Source organism: Xanthobacter sp. ZOL 2024 (assembly GCF_052932325.1).
This window is the reverse complement of the sequence record NZ_CM128808.1, coordinates 835,604-850,490: the sequence shown is the minus strand read 5'-3', so window position 1 is coordinate 850,490 and position 14,887 is coordinate 835,604. Positions and strand designations below refer to the sequence as shown.

Genomic DNA, 14,887 nt, shown 5'->3' with positions numbered 1-14,887 from the left:
GCCCATAAGGCCGCCCCTGACGGGCCCGGGGCGACCCCGGGCCTGTCACTCGCCGTCGTCGTCGGGGTTTTCCAGCTCCGCATGGGCCGCCTCGAGCAGCGCCACGCAGGCGCGCAGCCTTTCATATTCCGCCGCATCAATGGTTACGAACGCCGCATGGGGGTCCTGCGGCGGTGCGGGGTCCGGTGGTCGCGCGGCGAGGAGCGCCTCGAAGATGGTGCGCTCCAGTTGAAAGATCCGCTCGCTGGCCCGTTCCAGATAGGGCAGGGGGTTGGCCTCGATATTGGCCTCATGCAGCGCGTCCAGCTTGAGCAGGGTGCGAAAGCGGCGGGTGGCGCGTCGCTTGTCGCCGCCGAAATCATGGGTGATCACACTCATGGCGGACCTCATTGCCGGGAGGGGCGCGACGCGGCCGGAAAAGATCTCCGCAGCCGCAGTTGTCCGGCAGTCATGCCGGCCTGTGCCCGCAGAAAATCGCCCAAAACCCGTGTTCGGTGTCGCGTGTCCGACAGGATAGCAGGGCGACGTGCGCTTACAACCGCCAGCTGGGGCAGCGCCTGCGCCCCAGCCGGCATGGCGCCTCAGGCGTCGGGTGGACCCATGACGCCTCAAGCGTCGGGTGGACCCATGTCGCTGTCGGCCTGCTTGCGGCCCTTCTTGTCGGTCTTCGCCTGGGCATAGGCGCCGGCATTCTTCAGCAGAACGGGCCCTTGGCCGACCACGTACTGGGAGATCCAGAACAGCGTGCGCTCCTGCGCGGCCTGCGCCGCGCTGGCATCGTAAGTGGCGCTGGCCGCGCAGGAAAAGCCGTGACTCGCGCCAGGGTAAAGGAACGCCGAGACATCCGGCCGGGCGGCGCGAAACTGGACGATGTCCTCCTCGGGCAGATAGGCGTCATGCTCCGCGAAATGGAGCAGGGTGGGCACCCGCCGCTTTTCCCGCGAGCCGTCGAGAATGCCGCCCGCGTAATAGCCGATGGCGCAGGCCAGGCCGCGCACCCGGTTGGCGGCGTGATAGGCGAGGTAGCCGCCCCAGGAAAAGCCGACCACCGCCACCTTGCCCGCGTCCTGCACGGAATCCACCGTGGCCTGAATGGCGGAAAGCGGCCATTCCGTGCCCACTTCCGCCACCAGGCCACGACCGGCGCTCTCGCCATCGTCGGAACAATCGAGCTCCGTGCTCGCCTTCACCTTGTCGAACAGGGCCGGGGCGACCGCCACATAGCCGGCGGCGGCGAAGCCATCGGCCAGCTTGCGGATATCCGCGGTCACGCCGAAGACATCCTGGAGAACGACGACCGCGCCGCGCGGGGCGCCTTCGGGATCGGCCCGATAAGCGGAAAAGACCTGATTGTCGCCTGTGCTCAATTCGATCATGGCATCCTCACTTCTCGAGCGTCTTCTGAGAGGGGCAGGTTCGCTCGTTCCGCCACTCGACACTTGTGGGGATGCAGAAAGAGGGCCAATAATGATCGTATTCTATGATCGAAGATTTTATTATATTGATGCAATATCTTTTGCGGCGCTTTGAGGTCTGGCCTTGGGCCGTAATTACAGTCCGTCGCGTGCCGATGCCGAGAGCCGTGCCCGCACCAGTTCGGCGATCTCGTCGACGGGATCGTCGCGAAGCGCCGCCAGTTCGGACAGGGGCAGGCGTTCGGCGACGGCGTGGCGAACCCGCATGTCGCGGTCGTCGTGCAGCAGGTGCAGGTGGTTGGGGGCAAGACGCCGGGCCACCTCCAGCCGCACCAGCGCATCTTCGTCCCCGACGAAGCGCAGCAGCAGGTGGTCTGGCGCGTGGCGCGCCGCAATGCGCCGGACCTCGACCTCGCGATCATGCACCAAAAGGACGAGCGCATCGGGCGCGACACGACGGGCAGCCACCATGCGCACCCCATAATCGGGATCCTGGAGCAGGGTGGTAAGCTCCGGGCCCTCCAGCCGACGGGCCAGCACGGCCCGGACCTGCGGATCGGGGTCGCGGCGCAGGGGCCGCACCCGGCTGAGGGGGAGGCGTTCCGCCAGGACCGCGCGAACGTCGGGCTCGGGGTCGTTCAGCAACGCCGGCAGTGCGAACAGGCTGGCATGGCGCGCGGCGAGAACACGGACCTCGAAATAGGGATGCCGCAAGTAACGCTCCGCCAGAGCCTCGTTGCGGCGAAAGAAGTTCTCGATGCGCCGGCTGCGCCGATCGGCCACGCAGACCGCGCCCAGGTCACACCGGCCTTCCGCGTGAATGTCTTCATGGGGGCAGTCCTGGCAGCGCAGCGGCCGGCCTTGCCAATCCAGGGCTTCGTTTCGCGCTTCGCTCTGCTCCTCCATGTGCGTCCTCCGTGCCGAAAGGCTAGCGAGGATGTGGGGGCTTGAACAGGGGCGGCCCAGGGCCGCTGTGAGGTCGGCCGGGCTGCATCCGACGCAGAGCCGCGGTGGATGCTGGGGCCTCGCCCGATGCGGTGGCGGCCGCGCACGGAGGGCCTACGTATTCCCCCCAATTGTCGCGACCGCCATCACGCCTTAGACAGAAAAAGCGCGATCACGCGGCCTTCGAGTCGAAGGGGGCCTTGAAATCCGCGAGCTGCGCAGCCGCCAGGCGGTAGATGCCACGACCACCGGCGAGAGCCTGATAGGTGGTGCCGGCATGGTTGGCGAGGTAGTCGAACCATTCCTGAGCAGTCAGGCTGGTCGGGCGTTCACTGATCTCGACGACGGAGCCGTTCGGAGAGAAGCGGGCGTGGATGAGGATTTTCTGATCGTCCATCTGAAATCTCCTGGTGCGCGTGAGTTGCCTGATGTGTATCACCGGCCAAATGTGGTGCGGCTCTTCCGGTGAGTGGTTCCGCGCGTGGTCGTGTGTCCGCTGCGCGTAAGTTCTCGTCAATCTGCGGAGCGATCTGCTGGTCGGCGCCGCTGCTGGATCAGCGCGCTAACCGCGCGCATGTTTCAATTTGGACAAGCCTGACGCTCGGATAGCGGTTGACGCTCTTTGTCCGTCCGTGGAGCGCGCGCCGCGCCTGCATCGACTTCCCGATGACCATCCCTTCACAAGACATCCTCAATGCCTGCGCAAGACGTATCTGGCATCGCTGCCGCCTGCGCCACAACACAGCGCGCGGAGCGGCTTCAGCGTCGCGAGGTGGTGGCTGGATTGCGCACAGGGGAGCGTGCGCTTCATGCCATTCGCCCTTTGACTATCCGTAATTATCCGGATGTGAGGCGCAAAGATCAAGAATAAATTTGATTAAAATCAAGTTATATGCATTGATGAAAAATAAAAACACCCTACGCGCCGAAAAGTGCGGCGCGGTGTGTCCGGCTTGAAAAGAAGGCCGGCGCAGGCGAGCCGCGCCGGCCGGAAGAGACTCACAGGCCGGCGTAGTCGAACCCGAGCAGCTCCACCGTCACATTTTCGGTGCCGAGCACCGTGACCATGTCGGCCAGACGGGACTTGGAGCCGACACCGACGATGGCGTCGAGCTTTTCATTCTCCTCGCGGGAGGTCTTGGACAGGCCCTTGCGGCCTTCCTGAATGAAGACGTGGCCGAAGCTGCCGTCCTTGTCGCTCTTCTGCCGATCGGCGAGGCGGGGCTCGAGGGCCGTGAGTACCTCGAACAAGTTCGAACCTTCGGTCGCCTCCACGGTCTTGCCGGCGGGGAGAATCTTAATCGTCACCGAGGACATCAAATGCTCCTGTCATTTCCAGATTTTTGCTTGGATGTTGAGGATGCCTAGTAGATGGCGGAGCCCGCCCCCACGTTGATGGAGGCATCCTTCATCGTTGCGACGATGAACTCGATTTCGTCTTCGGTGAGGTGGGTGTGGAACGGCAGGGCGATGGCCCGATCCGCGACCTTTTCCGTGACGAGATAATCGCCCCGGCGATAGCCGAGGTCGAAATAATGACGCTGAAGATGGAGCGGCGTGCTGTAGGCGGCGGATTCCACCTTTTCCACCTTGAGGTCGTCGACGATGGCGTCGCGGCTCGATTTGGAAAAGCGGGTGCCGAGGTGCACGGCGTACAAGAACCAGTTCACCTCGGTGACGTCGGGGCCGATGAACGGATCCTTGATGCCCTCGAAGGACTGGACGTATTTGTAATAGAGATGCTCCACATAGCGGCGCCGCTCCAGGATCTCCTCCAGCCGGTTGAGCTGGGCGAGGCCGAGGGCCGCGGTCACGTCGCTCATGGCCGCCTGGTAGGGTGCGGTCATGCTCACCACCACCGACGAGCGCTCGTCGAGCCGATGGCTGCGATAGCGCCGCAACGCCACCGCGATGTCGATGTCGTCGGTCACCACCATGCCGCCCTCGCCGCAGGTGAGGGGCGAGGGCTGGGAGAAGTCGAACACCGCGGTGTCGCCGAACGTGCCGACCAGCGCGTCCTTGTAGCGCGAGCCGATGGCCTCGGTGGAATCCTCGATGAGGTGCAGCCGGTGGCGGGTGGCCACCTCCTGCAGGCCGGTCCAGGCCGCCGGATGGCCGTTGGTGTTGCCGGCGACAATGGCACGGGTCTTCTCGGTAATCCGCGCCTCGGCCTTCTCCGGCACCAGCGTGCCCGCCCAATAGTCGATGTCGGCGAACACCGGCCGGGCTCCGGCGAGGCTGATCGCATGCACCGTCTCGCGGAAGGAATAGGGGGAGGCGATCACCTCGTCCCCGGGCCCAATGCCATAGGCCTGCAGGGTCATGAGCAGACCCATGGTGCCGCTGGGAACGGCGATGGCATATTTGCGGCTGAGATAATCGGCGAACGCGGCCTCGAAGGTCTCGACCGTGGGGCCGCTGGACAGCCGGGGCGCCTGCAGCGCGGCCGCGACAGCCTCCAGCTCACCTACGGTGATGTCGGGGTCGGACAAGGGAATGAGCGTCGCTTCCGCGCCGTCGTCCAGGTCGTCCGTCGGGTCTGCGACAAGGTCCGGCTCGATCATGACACTCAGCTCCGCTTGGCGAGAATGATGCCGGTGGCACGCGTCGGATCGGCGGTGATCTGCGCGCAGTGGTCAGCGGTGTCGAGCAGGTGCAGGTCGAACAGCGGGAAGGTCCGGAACGGCGTCTCGCCCACGTCGGAGGCATCGCACTGGGTCCACGACAGCTTGGGAAAGCGCTGGCGCAGCGCGCTGACCGCTGCGGGGGCAAGATCCGGCGCCGCGAGCACCTCCTCGATTTCCGACAGTTCGGTTTCGCTCACAGCCATGGCTTCAACTCCAGTGCACACGGATCGCCGGGCCGCCGCGGGTGTCGGCCGCTGGTGGCCCGGTGTGGCAGCGCCGGCGGCTACTGCCAGAATTTGCGGTCCTGGTCCTCGTTGAGGAGATCCAGGAGGGGCGGGAGACGGGGATGGATGCTGTCCAGCTCCCACGTGTCCGCGCCGTGGTTCTTGCGAAAAAGATGCCAATTCCCACTGTCGGCATCGTGCAGAACCAGAGCGATGTCGACGACGCCGCCATCGGGATCCACGTTGCGCGAGCAGCACGCGCTCTCGATGCGGTATCCGTGGTCGGCGCCCACCACCTTCGGCTCCACATAGCGGTAGCGGCGGCGCTGGCGGATGGCCCGCTCGATCCGTTTGCGGTCGAATTCATTGGGGTGGGCCGGCGGCGCCATGGGGCTGTCTCTTCGTCTGTGACCGGTCGCCGTGCCGCACCGCTCAGGCCGGCTCGATCTCCTCTTCGAGGCAGCCGATCACCAGGCGTTCGTTGAACTCCACCAGGTAGATCGGCGTATTGCTCTCGGTATGGGTACCAACCTGGACGATCTCCCCCACTGCGCCGAGGCCCACCAGCAGCGCCTCGGCCGGCGCGTCGGGATAGGAGCCGTCGTTGTGGAGTTCGATGAGAGTCTTCACCTTCATGCCCCAGTCGTATTTGGGCATCCGTGGCTCGAACATCATGCGCTGGGCACTCCGGGCAGGGGGATGTCTTCTTCTTCCCGCGGCGAGGCGGGCTCGAGTTCCTTGCGCTTCATTCCGACGCGATTGCCGCTCTCGGTGAATTCGACGCCGTAGATATAGAATTGCTGCAGGAAGGTGCCGATGGAGACCACGTATCCGATCTCCCCCTTGCGGGCGAGGACCTCACCAATCTCCTTGCCGGCATATGTGCCGTCGTTGCGGATGACGCGCTTGGCCTTCACCTTCTCGCCAAAGGAGAAGTATGGTGGCTCGGAGATTTCCACCACATCGCTGTCGCGGACAATATTGCTCATCGCGGCATCTCCTTCAAAAGCTGCGGCCCACCCTCGTGGCGGGAACGCGCCATCTCTCGAACGAAATCGTCAGCATCTTCCAAGAGCGCGCCGAGCTGGTCGACGGCGATGCGCCCTGCCACCTCGTAGCGCACCCGCCAGTCGGGATCGCGGATCAGGCTGGAGAGCAGGTCGACGGGCAGCCGCTGCACCACCTCCAGCCGCACGGTGGCGACTGGGTCATTGATCATCGCCGGCAGCCATTCCGCCGGCAGGCGCTGGGCCACAACCTTGCGCACCTCCGCTTCCTCGTCGGTGACGAGGCGGGACAGCAGCGGCGGAGCCACCCGGCGGGCCACCACCAGACGCACGTAGTAATCGGCGTCGGCGAGCATGGGGATGAGGTCGGCATCCTCCAGCAGGGAGACGATGCGGATGCGCACCTCGCGGTGCGGATCCTGGCGCAGCCGCAGGATCAGGCGTTTCGGCAGCCGGCGGGCGGCGTTCCAGCGCACCGTCTCTTCCGGGTCGTCCAGTAGCGGCGGCAGCACAAACACATCCGCGTGCTTGGCGGCGATGGCGCGCACCTCGAAATGGGGATGCCGGACATAGCCGTTGGCCAGCGCCGGGTTCCAGTTGAAGAAACGGTCGATGCGCCGGGCGTAGCGGTCATGCACGCAGGCGTGCTTCAGGCGGCATCGGCCCTGCGCGAGCAGGTCGCCATGGGCGCAGTTTGCGCAGTCGATGTCCTCGCCGCGCCAGTCCTTCGCCTCGTCGATGTCGTCAGTCATCGTCCTGCTCCGCTCGGGCGGCTTCCGCCCGGTCCAACACATCGATCAGCAATCGCGCCCCGATCTTGTCGCTGGGGTCGAGCTGCAGCAGCTTTTCCGCCGCCTGTCGTCCTTCCTCCAGTTCCCCCAGGCGCATGTTGAGATAGGCGTAGCCCTTGAGGGTGAACATGAAGAAGCGCGGCATCAGCCGGTCGAAGCGGTCGAACTCCGCATCGCCCGGCCGCACCTCCCGCCAGTCGGCGGGCAGGTTGGTCTCCCGCTGGGCCTTGGCGAGACACTGCCGGGCGATCTCCAGGCATTCCCGCAGCCGGCCCTTGTAGAAGTAGAACCGGTAGAGGCCGATGAGCACCGCCGCGTGGCCGGGGGCGATGGCCTCCGCCGCCCGCAGATGGCGCTCCGCCACCTCGTCCTGCTGGTAGGCGAGGCCGGCCTCCCAGAGGTGATCCTGGGCGTCGGCCGGCAGGCCGCCGCCCATCACGGCGCTGGCCATCAGCGCCTCGGGGGTGAGCGTGTCGGAATCGTCGTCCAGATGGGCCGTCGTCATCCGTGCTCATCCCCGCTGGCCATCGCTCCCGCGCTCAATGGGCGTGGGACGAGCAGGTACCGGTGGCCTTGGGATCGTGGAACACCAGGCCGGTCTTGGCGGCGGTGTCGGTGAAGTCCACCGTCACGCCCTCCAGCAGAAGCCGGCTCTCCGCGGGCAGGAAGAATTTGATGCCTTCACGCTCCACCACGGCATCACCCGGCGTGGGCTGCGGCAGCACGGAGATGTCCGCATTGAGGCCGGAGCAGCCGCCCGGCGACACCGCCAGGCGGAAGCCGGCCCCCGGGCCGCCATCGGCCATGATCATCAGGCGAATGAACTTCTTGGCGGCCGGAGTGAGGGTGAAATTCATGGTCGCAGGTCCTACGCGGGCGGCTGATAGCGGGGATAGGAGGTGTCGATGATGCAGGTGTCGTCCACCGGGCAGACGGCAGCGCACTGCGGCGCATCGAAATGGCCGATGCACTCGGTGCATTTCTTGGGGTCGATGACAAAGGTGCCGTTCTTCTCGAAAATGGCCACGTTCGGGCATTCGGGCTCGCAGGCGGAGCAACTGGTGCATTGCGAGGCGACGATCTTCAGCGCCATGGCTGGGTCCTCTTTGGCTTGCGCTGTGTGAAAGGGGGGCGGCGGGCCATGCCGCCGTCCCCGGGAAGGTGTGCGGAACCGGTCAGGCGGCGCTGATGAGGGCGCCCTGGCGGATCTCGGCGTCACCGCGCACGGTGTGCTCGATCTCGCCGCTCTTCACCTTGGCCAGGTAGTCCTTGAACCAGGTGATGGCGGACTTCTCGATGAATTCGTGGGCGAACTGGTCCACGGGCTCGATACCGGCCTTGATGAGGTCCGCCTTCGGGCAGCCGCCGATCTTCGCCACGAACACCGCATGGCAATCGTTGATGGCGCGGATGATGGTCTCCAGCGAGTCCTCCTCGCCATAGCCGCCCTGGCAGTAGAGATCGACCCGGCGATGGCCGACGAACTTGGCGCCGCCGGTGGAGAGTTCCCACACCTGGAACTCCTTGGCGTGGCCGAAGTGCTCGTTCACCAGGCCCGAGCCCTTGGTGGCGACGGCGACCAGCAGCTTGATGTCGCTCTGCTCACCGGCAAGGCTTTCCAGCTCCGCCTGCTTGGCGGCCACCTTGGCGACGCGCTCTTCCTCCACCAGCGCCTGGTAGGCCTGGCGGCTCTCGAGGTCGTAATTGACCTCCATGGCCATGATCTTGTCGGTGGTGAACTCGGCCGAGCGGTCCTCACCCAGGAGGCCCACGGCGTCGGCGCGGCACTGGCGGCAGTGGCGCATCATGTTCATCTCGCCCTCGCACCGGTCCTGGAGCGCCTTGAGCTCCTGGGCGGTCGGGCCGCGCTGGCCGTTGAGGCCGAACACGGTGCCGTGCTCGGGCGAGGAGATGAGGGGCATGATGTTGTGCAGGAATGCGCCGCGCGACTTCACCGCCCGGTTCACTTCAACCAGGTGGTTGTCGTTGATGCCGGGGATCATCACCGAGTTGATCTTGCAGAGGATGCCACGCTCGGTGAGCATCTCCAGGCCCTGCAGCTGGCGATCGGTGAGGATCTTGGCCGCCTCGTAGCCGGTGTAGCGCTTGTGCTTCCAGAACACCCACGGATAGATCTTCGCGCCGACTTCGGGATCCACCATGTTGATGGTGATGGTCACGTGGTCGACGTTGAAGCCGGCGATGGTGTCCACGTGGTCGGGCAGGGCCAGGCCGTTGGTGGACAGGCAAAGCTTGATGTCGGGCGCGGTCCGGTTGATCAGCTCGAAGGTCTTGAAGGTCTTTTCCGGGTTGGCCAGCGGGTCGCCCGGGCCGGCGATGCCGAGCACGGTCATCTGCGGGATGGTGGAGGCCACCGCCAGCACCTTCTTGGCGGCCTGCTCGGGGGTCAGCTTTTCGGAGACCACGCCGGGACGGCTCTCGTTGGCGCAGTCATACTTGCGATTGCAGTAGTTGCACTGGATGTTGCACGCCGGGGCGACGGCAACATGCATGCGCGCATAATGGTGGTGGGCTTCCTCGCTGTAGCAAGGATGGTTCTTCACCTTTTCCCAGATCTCAGTGGGCAGGTCGCCCTGGCCGGCAGACGAGCCGCAGCTCGCCTTGCCCGAGCCGCCCGATGTGCCGCAACCCTGGTGCTCGGCCTTCGCCTGCATGATTTCCGCGAGCTTCTCGGGCGTGCCGATGGCCTCGCCCTCGTGCTGTGTCGTCGCGTCCATGGTTCTGCTCCTTGCTCTCAGCAGGATCCCAAAAACTCAATCCTGAGAGGCTTGGAGCAACAGGCGTGCCAGCTTGCGCGCGAGAATTTTCTTTAGAAATTTCAAAACGTTGGAGTTTATCGCGGCTGTCACGTTCCGCACATGGGCCCAAACAGAGGTGGGGCGCTCACGACATGTTGGAAACGTTACACGCAGATGGACGACAACAGCACATGCGACAAACGCACCATTTATTCAAAGTCGAACCGGAAATCTATTCCGGAAAAATACGGATCGCGGGACGCGCTCAACCCGGGGAATTTGAACACATCTCATCGAATGCATTGGTCTGCCAACGCGGTGACCCACAAACGCGAGGAGCGGGGCCCGTTGCGTGGGCCCCGCTCCTCGTGTCCGTCGATCGGGCCTGTCACGCCTTGGCGTTGGCCGTGATGATCTCAGTGGCGCGCGCCAGCGGCACGGCGATGGGGGTGATGGCGTGGCTCAGCAGGAAGCGCAATTCGTTCTTGGTGAGCTGGTCGGGATCCACCAAAGCATAATGGGGCGTGCGGGAGCGCTTGGAGATCTGCCGCGCGTAGTTGCGCAGCATCTGGTCGTGAAAGCGACAGCCGAGGAACAGGAACGAGCGTTCCGTGCGCCGCTGCTTGATGATGTCGGGGATCGGCGTCTGAATGTCGATCTCCGTCAGAACCTCCACATAATCCGCGTCGGAGATGAGGTAGTTCTTCGCCGGGCTGACGCTGCCGTGGGGTGTGTAGAGGATGGTGGTCCAGCCTTCGGCGGCGTCGCGGTTGGTCTCGGCGCCGGTGGTGTCATAGAAGCGATACCAGCGGTCCTCGCCAATGCCGGCGCGGCTGATGCCCTGCACCTCGCCCCAGTCGGCCCGCCCTTCGAGGGCCCGCCGCATGGTGCCGTCATACCAGGTGTCGATGATGACGGGCAGCGGCAGGCTGGCCAGAAGGGTGTGCAGCGCGGTGGGCTCCACCACGGGGCTGAAGGCCTCGGTCATCAGGTGGGTGACCGTGGCCCGCAGCTTGCTGCCCTCGATGTGCTGGGCGGCCGACCAGGGATTGCCCTTGGCCCGCTTGGGCAGCGCCACCTTGGTGGCGAAGAAGGCGGCCAGCGCCTCCGGGGTCATGGGCACGGCGGGGTTGACCCCGTCGCTGATGGCGGAGCCGAGATAGGGGATGATGTTGCCCGAGGGCAGCTCGCGCGCCACGTCGGCGAGGATCGCCTCGGCGTCGGCCAGCTTCAGGACATCCCCGGGGGGAACGGGAAGGTTCATGGCGCTTACTCGTCCTCGCCCCGTTTGCGGGCGTTCACAGTGATGGGCAGGTTGGTGTCGGCAGCCATCTCCGGCAGCTCGAGCACCCAGCCGTTGGCGATCTTGATCCAGCCACCCCACAGGGTTTCGTGTTCGGTCTCGACGATCGGCTCCTCGAGGTCCTTCTTCGGGACATAGATCGACAGACCCATCTCCGGGGAACGGCGAATCATGACTTTCATACGTTGAGCTCCTGGATCGCGTTCAACTCGCCGCTGCGACCATGATCGGGGCGCTGCGCCCGCGGTCCGGTCATTCGGAGGTCACCACGACGCGGCCGGGTGACGGCATGAGGATCAGGCATCGGAGGCCGCCGGGGCTGTCTGAGGCCGGTTCTTCCAGGCCGGGGAGAGGTCCCGCAGCCGGGTGATGATGTCGGGCAGCGCATCCAGCACCCGGTCCACGTCCGCGCCGGTGTTCTCGCGCGAGAGCGAGAAGCGGATCGCGCCGTGCAGGGCGGTGGTGGGCAGGTTCATGGCCTTGAGCACATGGGAGGGCTCGGTGGAGCCCGAGGTGCAGGCGGAGCCCGTGGAGGCGGCGATGCCGGCCCGGTTGAGATGCAGTAGCACCGCTTCGCCATCGAGATACTCGAAGGCGATGTTGGCGGTGTTGGGCAGCCGGTTGGCGCTGTCGCCATTAGCCAGGCAATGGGGCACCTGCTGCAGCACGCCCTGTTCCAGGCGATCGCGCAGGGCCTTCACCCGCGTCGCCTCGTCCTCGAGATGGCCCAGGGCCAGGGCCGCCGCGGCGCCGAGGCCGATGACGCCCGGCACGTTCTCGGTGCCGCCGCGCCGCCCGCGCTCCTGGTGGCCACCCCGGATGAGCGGCTTGAACTTCACGCCCTTCTTCACATAGAGCGCACCGACACCCTTGGGGCCGTGCAGCTTGTGGCTCGACAGGGAGAGCATGTCGATGTCCATGGACTTGAGGTCCATGGGCAGCTTGCCCACCGCCTGCACCGCGTCCGTGTGGAACAGCGCGCCGGCGGCGTGGGCCATCTGCGCCAGGGTGTTCACGGGGAACAGGGTGCCGGTCTCATTGTTCGCCCACATGACGGTGGCGAGGGCCGTGCGCGGGCCAAGCGCCGCCGCGTAGGCGTCCATATCCAGCCGCCCGTTGCGGTCGACGCCGATGTAATGGACCTTGATGCCGCGCGTCTTTTCTAGGTGCGCCAGGGGCGCCAGGATAGCCTGGTGCTCCACCTGGGTGGTCACCACCTCGTCCCGGCCGTCCTGAACCTCCAGGGCCGAGAGAAGGGCGGCATTGTCGGATTCCGTGCCGCCGGAGGTGAAGATGATCTCGTGATCATGGGCCGTGCCCAACAGGGCCTGCAATTGCTTGCGGGCGGCCTTCACGGCCTCGCCGACCGTCTCGCCGAAAGCGTGGGTGGACGAGGCGTTGCCGAAATGCTCCGAGAAGAACGGCAACATGGCGTCCACCACGGACGGGTCGGTCCGGGTCGTCGCATTGTTGTCCAGATAGACGGGCGACACGGCTAATCCCTTCGGGTTCGGGCCGGGACGGCGGGCCCGGCGCTCATTGCGCCGGGGCGGGGGCCTTCAGGTTCACCAGCGGCTTGTTGAGGCTGCCCGCCACCGGGATCAGCCGCACCAGCTCGCCGAGCCGCTCGACGATCTTGGACTGGATGCCCTCGATGGTCTCGCTGGCCAGCTTGCAGAAGACACAGGCGCCGGTCATCTTCACCATGACCTTGTTGCCGTCGATCTCGACCAACTCGCAGTCGCCGCCGTCGCGCTTGAGATTGGGACGGACTTCCTCGATCACGGCGCGGATGATCGCCTCGCGTTCCGCCTGCCGGGCAGACGCGGGGGCGCGGTTCTCGGTCTTCAGTTCGTCGGTCTCGACCAACATCGCACTGTCCTTTTCGTGAAGGGGGTCGGTTCGGCGCCCGGGGTGGACCGGGCGCAGGGCGTGTGCGGCGGCGTCAGCCGAACGACTTGCCGCAGGAGCAGCTGCTGGTGGCGTTGGGATTCTCGAAGGTGAAGCCGGAGCCCTCCAGCGCCACAACGAAATCGATGGTGGTGCCGGCCAGCAGTTCATGGCTGTTCATGTCCACGAACACCTTCACGCCCTCGCGCTCGATGACCGTGTCATCCGGTTCGCCATCGTTGACGAGGCCCATGAGATATTTGTACCCGGCGCAGCCACCGGCCTCGACCATGATGCGCAGCCCGCCCATGGGTTCCGGGGCGCTGACGATCGCCTCGCGCACGGCGTTCAAGGCGCTGTCGGTCAGATTAATCATCGCTTCGACCTTCGCTGAAGAGGAGCGCTCCGCCCTCAATCAGCAAGTCGCGTGCCAATATCCAAAGAACTGATTTATATCAATTTTTCGCCGGGCGGCTGTTGTGTTTGCGACGCTTGTCCGGTTTCGGACAGCCTGGGAGGTGTCATGGCGAGGGCCGCGTGTGGGCCGCGCCCATCAGAAGAAAGGCGCGTTCGGTCAATGCCTTATTGCGTTTGCTCAGAGTTCGTCGGTGGCGTCGGGCGGTTCGGCAAAGCCTTTGCATAACGATCGCGCCTGCGTTCGCGCGGGCCGCACGTCGCGCCGAGGGGCGGAAGCCACATGCGCCGGTGCCGTTGTGCGCGAAAACTCGGAGACACCACATGACTGCGATCGACGATACTCCCCTGGGCCGCCTCGACAAGGAAGGGCGGCTGCTCAACGCGGTGTTGAAGCAGCCCACGAAGGCTGGCCGGTTCGACTTCCGCGGGGACATCGCCTTGAAGTTCCAGACCCAGCTCGCCGATGAGAAGCGGCCGCCGGAATACACCATGGAACAGGTGATCACCTTCGGAGAGGCGGGCAAGTCCGCTGTCCCGGTGCTGGCCGGCTACCTGCAGAATTTCGCCTTCCTCAAGGACGTGGTCGAGGTGATGGGCGACGCGCTTGCGCCCGACGGGAAATATTTCCTGTTCTGCAATAACATCGACCTTCTGGCGAAGTATCGCGTCAGCTACGGCGGCAAGACCTTCTATGTGCTGCCCTGCGATGAGTCCACGGTGTGGAAGGAGATGACCGACCTTCTGAGTATCGACAAGAACGACATCAAGAAGCTCGATACCGGCGCCAAGACCGATGTGGTGCTGGATGCCGCTGCGGCCTGGCATGAGGAGTATGAGCCCATCACCTATGAAAAGGGCCTTGAGGTGATGGAGCCGGTGAAGAACCGCAACGCGAACCGGCCGGTCTGAGCCGCGTCCTTTCCCATCCTGTCCCTTCAGTGTCTCCCGCCCGAGGCCGGCTGCAGGCCGGCCTCGGAGCCGGCCGGGCGGCCGGTGCTGCAGGGGACGCGTGACAGCGGGACTGGCGATGCGGGCGCGCGCTCACACGCCGCCGCCCTCGTCGGAGCAGGAGGTGATCTCCTCCTCCTCGTCCTCCGCCAGGGGAATGCCCACCACGCAGATTTCATTGTCGAGCACCGCCAGCGGCACGGGGGTGAGGCCCTCGCCCTTGCACGGCCCATCGAGGCACGCGCCGGTGCCGATCTCGAAGATGGCGCCGTGCTTGCCGCACATCAGGCGGATGCCGTTGGGGTCCATGAACTGGTGGCGCTCCCAATCCAGATTGACCTGGTTGTGGGGGCAGACGTTCTCATAGCCGAACACCTGCTTGCCCCAGCGCACCACGACGATGTTGAACGGCTGCTCCACGCCGTTCTCGTCGAGCCGCACCAGCTGGAAGCCACGGGCCCGCTGGCTGGGAATGTCGCTCATGGAGCAGATGGCGTAGGCGATGATCTCGCCGGGGGCTTCGTCTTGCGCGACGTTGGGTTCCATGTGGTCCTCTTCTGC

22 protein-coding genes are annotated in these 14,887 nt (G+C 65.4%); 1 reads left to right on the top strand and 21 read right to left on the bottom strand.

The window, feature by feature from the left end:
- Positions 1-45: 45 nt before the first annotated feature.
- The 20 genes from ACU4E7_RS04195 to ACU4E7_RS04100 form a co-directional block, all read right to left on the bottom strand.
- Entirely contained in the window at positions 46-378 is a 333-nt protein-coding gene (locus ACU4E7_RS04195) for a hypothetical protein (protein WP_447020733.1), read from the bottom strand.
- 230 nt (positions 379-608) lie between these two features.
- Positions 609-1,376 carry a dienelactone hydrolase family protein gene (locus tag ACU4E7_RS04190; protein WP_447020732.1) on the bottom strand — a complete coding sequence of 256 codons (768 nt, stop codon included), beginning with the start codon at positions 1,374-1,376 and terminating at the stop codon, positions 609-611.
- Between the two features lie 174 nt (positions 1,377-1,550).
- Entirely contained in the window at positions 1,551-2,321 is a 771-nt protein-coding gene (locus ACU4E7_RS04185) for a 4Fe4S-binding leucine-rich repeat protein (protein WP_447020731.1), read from the bottom strand.
- Positions 2,322-2,532: 211 nt separating this feature from the next.
- Positions 2,533-2,757: a hypothetical protein gene (locus ACU4E7_RS04180; protein WP_238123404.1), complete on the bottom strand. Its 225-nt coding sequence runs from the start codon at positions 2,755-2,757 to the stop codon at positions 2,533-2,535.
- 602 nt (positions 2,758-3,359) lie between these two features.
- The gene (locus ACU4E7_RS04175) at positions 3,360-3,677 is read right to left on the bottom strand and encodes a ferredoxin (RefSeq protein WP_447020730.1); all 318 of its coding nucleotides are present in this window, start codon (positions 3,675-3,677) and stop codon (positions 3,360-3,362) included.
- A gap of 47 nt (positions 3,678-3,724) precedes the next feature.
- A complete protein-coding gene (locus tag ACU4E7_RS04170; RefSeq protein WP_447020729.1) occupies positions 3,725-4,924 on the bottom strand; it encodes a DegT/DnrJ/EryC1/StrS family aminotransferase in 1,200 nt (399 codons plus the stop codon).
- A 5-nt stretch (positions 4,925-4,929) separates the two neighbouring features.
- Positions 4,930-5,190: a DUF6129 family protein gene (locus tag ACU4E7_RS04165; protein WP_238123408.1), complete on the bottom strand. Its 261-nt coding sequence runs from the start codon at positions 5,188-5,190 to the stop codon at positions 4,930-4,932.
- Between the two features lie 80 nt (positions 5,191-5,270).
- Positions 5,271-5,600, bottom strand: coding sequence for a DUF3024 domain-containing protein (locus tag ACU4E7_RS04160; protein ID WP_238123409.1), 330 nt, complete (start codon positions 5,598-5,600; stop codon positions 5,271-5,273).
- A gap of 43 nt (positions 5,601-5,643) precedes the next feature.
- Positions 5,644-5,883, bottom strand: a complete 240-nt coding sequence (locus ACU4E7_RS04155; RefSeq protein ID WP_238123456.1) for a nitrogen fixation protein NifZ — start codon at positions 5,881-5,883, stop codon at positions 5,644-5,646.
- Positions 5,883-6,200, bottom strand: a complete 318-nt coding sequence (locus tag ACU4E7_RS04150) for a nitrogen fixation protein NifZ (protein ID WP_238123410.1) — start codon at positions 6,198-6,200, stop codon at positions 5,883-5,885. Before ACU4E7_RS04150 ends, ACU4E7_RS04155 begins: the two co-directional genes overlap by 1 nt.
- Entirely contained in the window at positions 6,197-6,970 is a 774-nt protein-coding gene (locus ACU4E7_RS04145) for a 4Fe4S-binding leucine-rich repeat protein (RefSeq protein WP_238123411.1), read from the bottom strand. Before ACU4E7_RS04145 ends, ACU4E7_RS04150 begins: the two co-directional genes overlap by 4 nt.
- Complete coding sequence (locus ACU4E7_RS04140) at positions 6,963-7,514, bottom strand: hypothetical protein (RefSeq protein WP_238123412.1); 552 nt, start codon at positions 7,512-7,514, stop codon at positions 6,963-6,965. Before ACU4E7_RS04140 ends, ACU4E7_RS04145 begins: the two co-directional genes overlap by 8 nt.
- Positions 7,515-7,548: 34 nt before the next feature.
- Entirely contained in the window at positions 7,549-7,866 is a 318-nt protein-coding gene (locus ACU4E7_RS04135; RefSeq protein WP_447020728.1) for a HesB/IscA family protein, read from the bottom strand.
- A gap of 11 nt (positions 7,867-7,877) precedes the next feature.
- Positions 7,878-8,102, bottom strand: coding sequence for a 4Fe-4S binding protein (locus ACU4E7_RS04130; RefSeq protein WP_238123414.1), 225 nt, complete (start codon positions 8,100-8,102; stop codon positions 7,878-7,880).
- An 82-nt stretch (positions 8,103-8,184) separates the two neighbouring features.
- The gene (nifB, locus tag ACU4E7_RS04125) at positions 8,185-9,747 is read right to left on the bottom strand and encodes a nitrogenase cofactor biosynthesis protein NifB (RefSeq protein WP_238123415.1); all 1,563 of its coding nucleotides are present in this window, start codon (positions 9,745-9,747) and stop codon (positions 8,185-8,187) included.
- Positions 9,748-10,156: 409 nt separating this feature from the next.
- Positions 10,157-11,032 carry an SIR2 family NAD-dependent protein deacylase gene (locus tag ACU4E7_RS04120; RefSeq protein WP_447020727.1) on the bottom strand — a complete coding sequence of 292 codons (876 nt, stop codon included), beginning with the start codon at positions 11,030-11,032 and terminating at the stop codon, positions 10,157-10,159.
- Between the two features lie 5 nt (positions 11,033-11,037).
- Positions 11,038-11,253 carry a putative nitrogen fixation protein NifT gene (nifT, locus tag ACU4E7_RS04115; RefSeq protein ID WP_238123417.1) on the bottom strand — a complete coding sequence of 72 codons (216 nt, stop codon included), beginning with the start codon at positions 11,251-11,253 and terminating at the stop codon, positions 11,038-11,040.
- Positions 11,254-11,367: 114 nt separating this feature from the next.
- On the bottom strand, positions 11,368-12,564 hold the full coding sequence (gene nifS / locus ACU4E7_RS04110) for a cysteine desulfurase NifS (RefSeq protein ID WP_447020726.1): 1,197 nt from the start codon (positions 12,562-12,564) through the stop codon (positions 11,368-11,370).
- A 43-nt stretch (positions 12,565-12,607) separates the two neighbouring features.
- Positions 12,608-12,943, bottom strand: a complete 336-nt coding sequence (locus ACU4E7_RS04105) for a NifU family protein (protein WP_238123421.1) — start codon at positions 12,941-12,943, stop codon at positions 12,608-12,610.
- A 73-nt stretch (positions 12,944-13,016) separates the two neighbouring features.
- Positions 13,017-13,337, bottom strand: coding sequence for a HesB/IscA family protein (locus ACU4E7_RS04100; RefSeq protein WP_238123422.1), 321 nt, complete (start codon positions 13,335-13,337; stop codon positions 13,017-13,019).
- A gap of 362 nt (positions 13,338-13,699) precedes the next feature.
- On the opposite strand from ACU4E7_RS04100, the gene ACU4E7_RS04095 reads away from it, so the two are divergent.
- Entirely contained in the window at positions 13,700-14,287 is a 588-nt protein-coding gene (locus ACU4E7_RS04095; RefSeq protein ID WP_238123424.1) for a hypothetical protein, read from the top strand.
- A 132-nt stretch (positions 14,288-14,419) separates the two neighbouring features.
- Here the strand turns inward: ACU4E7_RS04095 and ACU4E7_RS04090 are convergent, their stop codons facing one another.
- Entirely contained in the window at positions 14,420-14,872 is a 453-nt protein-coding gene (locus ACU4E7_RS04090) for a Rieske (2Fe-2S) protein (protein ID WP_447020725.1), read from the bottom strand.
- Positions 14,873-14,887: the final 15 nt, after the last annotated feature.

Excerpts from the sequence above, each read along its gene's own strand:
- ACU4E7_RS04155 (WP_238123456.1), bottom strand. The coding sequence starts at position 5,883 with ATGTTCGAGCCACGGATGCCCAAATACGACTGGGGCATGAAGGTGAAG.
- ACU4E7_RS04165 (WP_238123408.1), bottom strand. The coding sequence starts at position 5,190 with ATGGCTGTGAGCGAAACCGAACTGTCGGAAATCGAGGAGGTGCTCGCG.
- ACU4E7_RS04100 (WP_238123422.1), bottom strand. The coding sequence starts at position 13,337 with ATGATTAATCTGACCGACAGCGCCTTGAACGCCGTGCGCGAGGCGATC.
- ACU4E7_RS04135 (WP_447020728.1), bottom strand. The coding sequence starts at position 7,866 with ATGAATTTCACCCTCACTCCGGCCGCCAAGAAGTTCATTCGCCTGATG.
- ACU4E7_RS04140 (WP_238123412.1), bottom strand. The coding sequence starts at position 7,514 with ATGACGACGGCCCATCTGGACGACGATTCCGACACGCTCACCCCCGAG.
- ACU4E7_RS04175 (WP_447020730.1), bottom strand. The coding sequence starts at position 3,677 with ATGTCCTCGGTGACGATTAAGATTCTCCCCGCCGGCAAGACCGTGGAG.
- ACU4E7_RS04130 (WP_238123414.1), bottom strand. The coding sequence starts at position 8,102 with ATGGCGCTGAAGATCGTCGCCTCGCAATGCACCAGTTGCTCCGCCTGC.
- ACU4E7_RS04120 (WP_447020727.1), bottom strand. The coding sequence starts at position 11,032 with ATGAACCTTCCCGTTCCCCCCGGGGATGTCCTGAAGCTGGCCGACGCC.
- nifB (WP_238123415.1), bottom strand. The coding sequence starts at position 9,747 with ATGGACGCGACGACACAGCACGAGGGCGAGGCCATCGGCACGCCCGAG.
- ACU4E7_RS04105 (WP_238123421.1), bottom strand. The coding sequence starts at position 12,943 with ATGTTGGTCGAGACCGACGAACTGAAGACCGAGAACCGCGCCCCCGCG.
- ACU4E7_RS04185 (WP_447020731.1), bottom strand. The coding sequence starts at position 2,321 with ATGGAGGAGCAGAGCGAAGCGCGAAACGAAGCCCTGGATTGGCAAGGC.
- ACU4E7_RS04170 (WP_447020729.1), bottom strand. The coding sequence starts at position 4,924 with ATGATCGAGCCGGACCTTGTCGCAGACCCGACGGACGACCTGGACGAC.
- ACU4E7_RS04180 (WP_238123404.1), bottom strand. The coding sequence starts at position 2,757 with ATGGACGATCAGAAAATCCTCATCCACGCCCGCTTCTCTCCGAACGGC.
- ACU4E7_RS04145 (WP_238123411.1), bottom strand. The coding sequence starts at position 6,970 with ATGACTGACGACATCGACGAGGCGAAGGACTGGCGCGGCGAGGACATC.
- ACU4E7_RS04190 (WP_447020732.1), bottom strand. The coding sequence starts at position 1,376 with ATGATCGAATTGAGCACAGGCGACAATCAGGTCTTTTCCGCTTATCGG.
- ACU4E7_RS04095 (WP_238123424.1), top strand. The coding sequence starts at position 13,700 with ATGACTGCGATCGACGATACTCCCCTGGGCCGCCTCGACAAGGAAGGG.
- ACU4E7_RS04160 (WP_238123409.1), bottom strand. The coding sequence starts at position 5,600 with ATGGCGCCGCCGGCCCACCCCAATGAATTCGACCGCAAACGGATCGAG.
- nifT (WP_238123417.1), bottom strand. The coding sequence starts at position 11,253 with ATGAAAGTCATGATTCGCCGTTCCCCGGAGATGGGTCTGTCGATCTAT.
- ACU4E7_RS04150 (WP_238123410.1), bottom strand. The coding sequence starts at position 6,200 with ATGAGCAATATTGTCCGCGACAGCGATGTGGTGGAAATCTCCGAGCCA.
- ACU4E7_RS04090 (WP_447020725.1), bottom strand. The coding sequence starts at position 14,872 with ATGGAACCCAACGTCGCGCAAGACGAAGCCCCCGGCGAGATCATCGCC.
- ACU4E7_RS04195 (WP_447020733.1), bottom strand. The coding sequence starts at position 378 with ATGAGTGTGATCACCCATGATTTCGGCGGCGACAAGCGACGCGCCACC.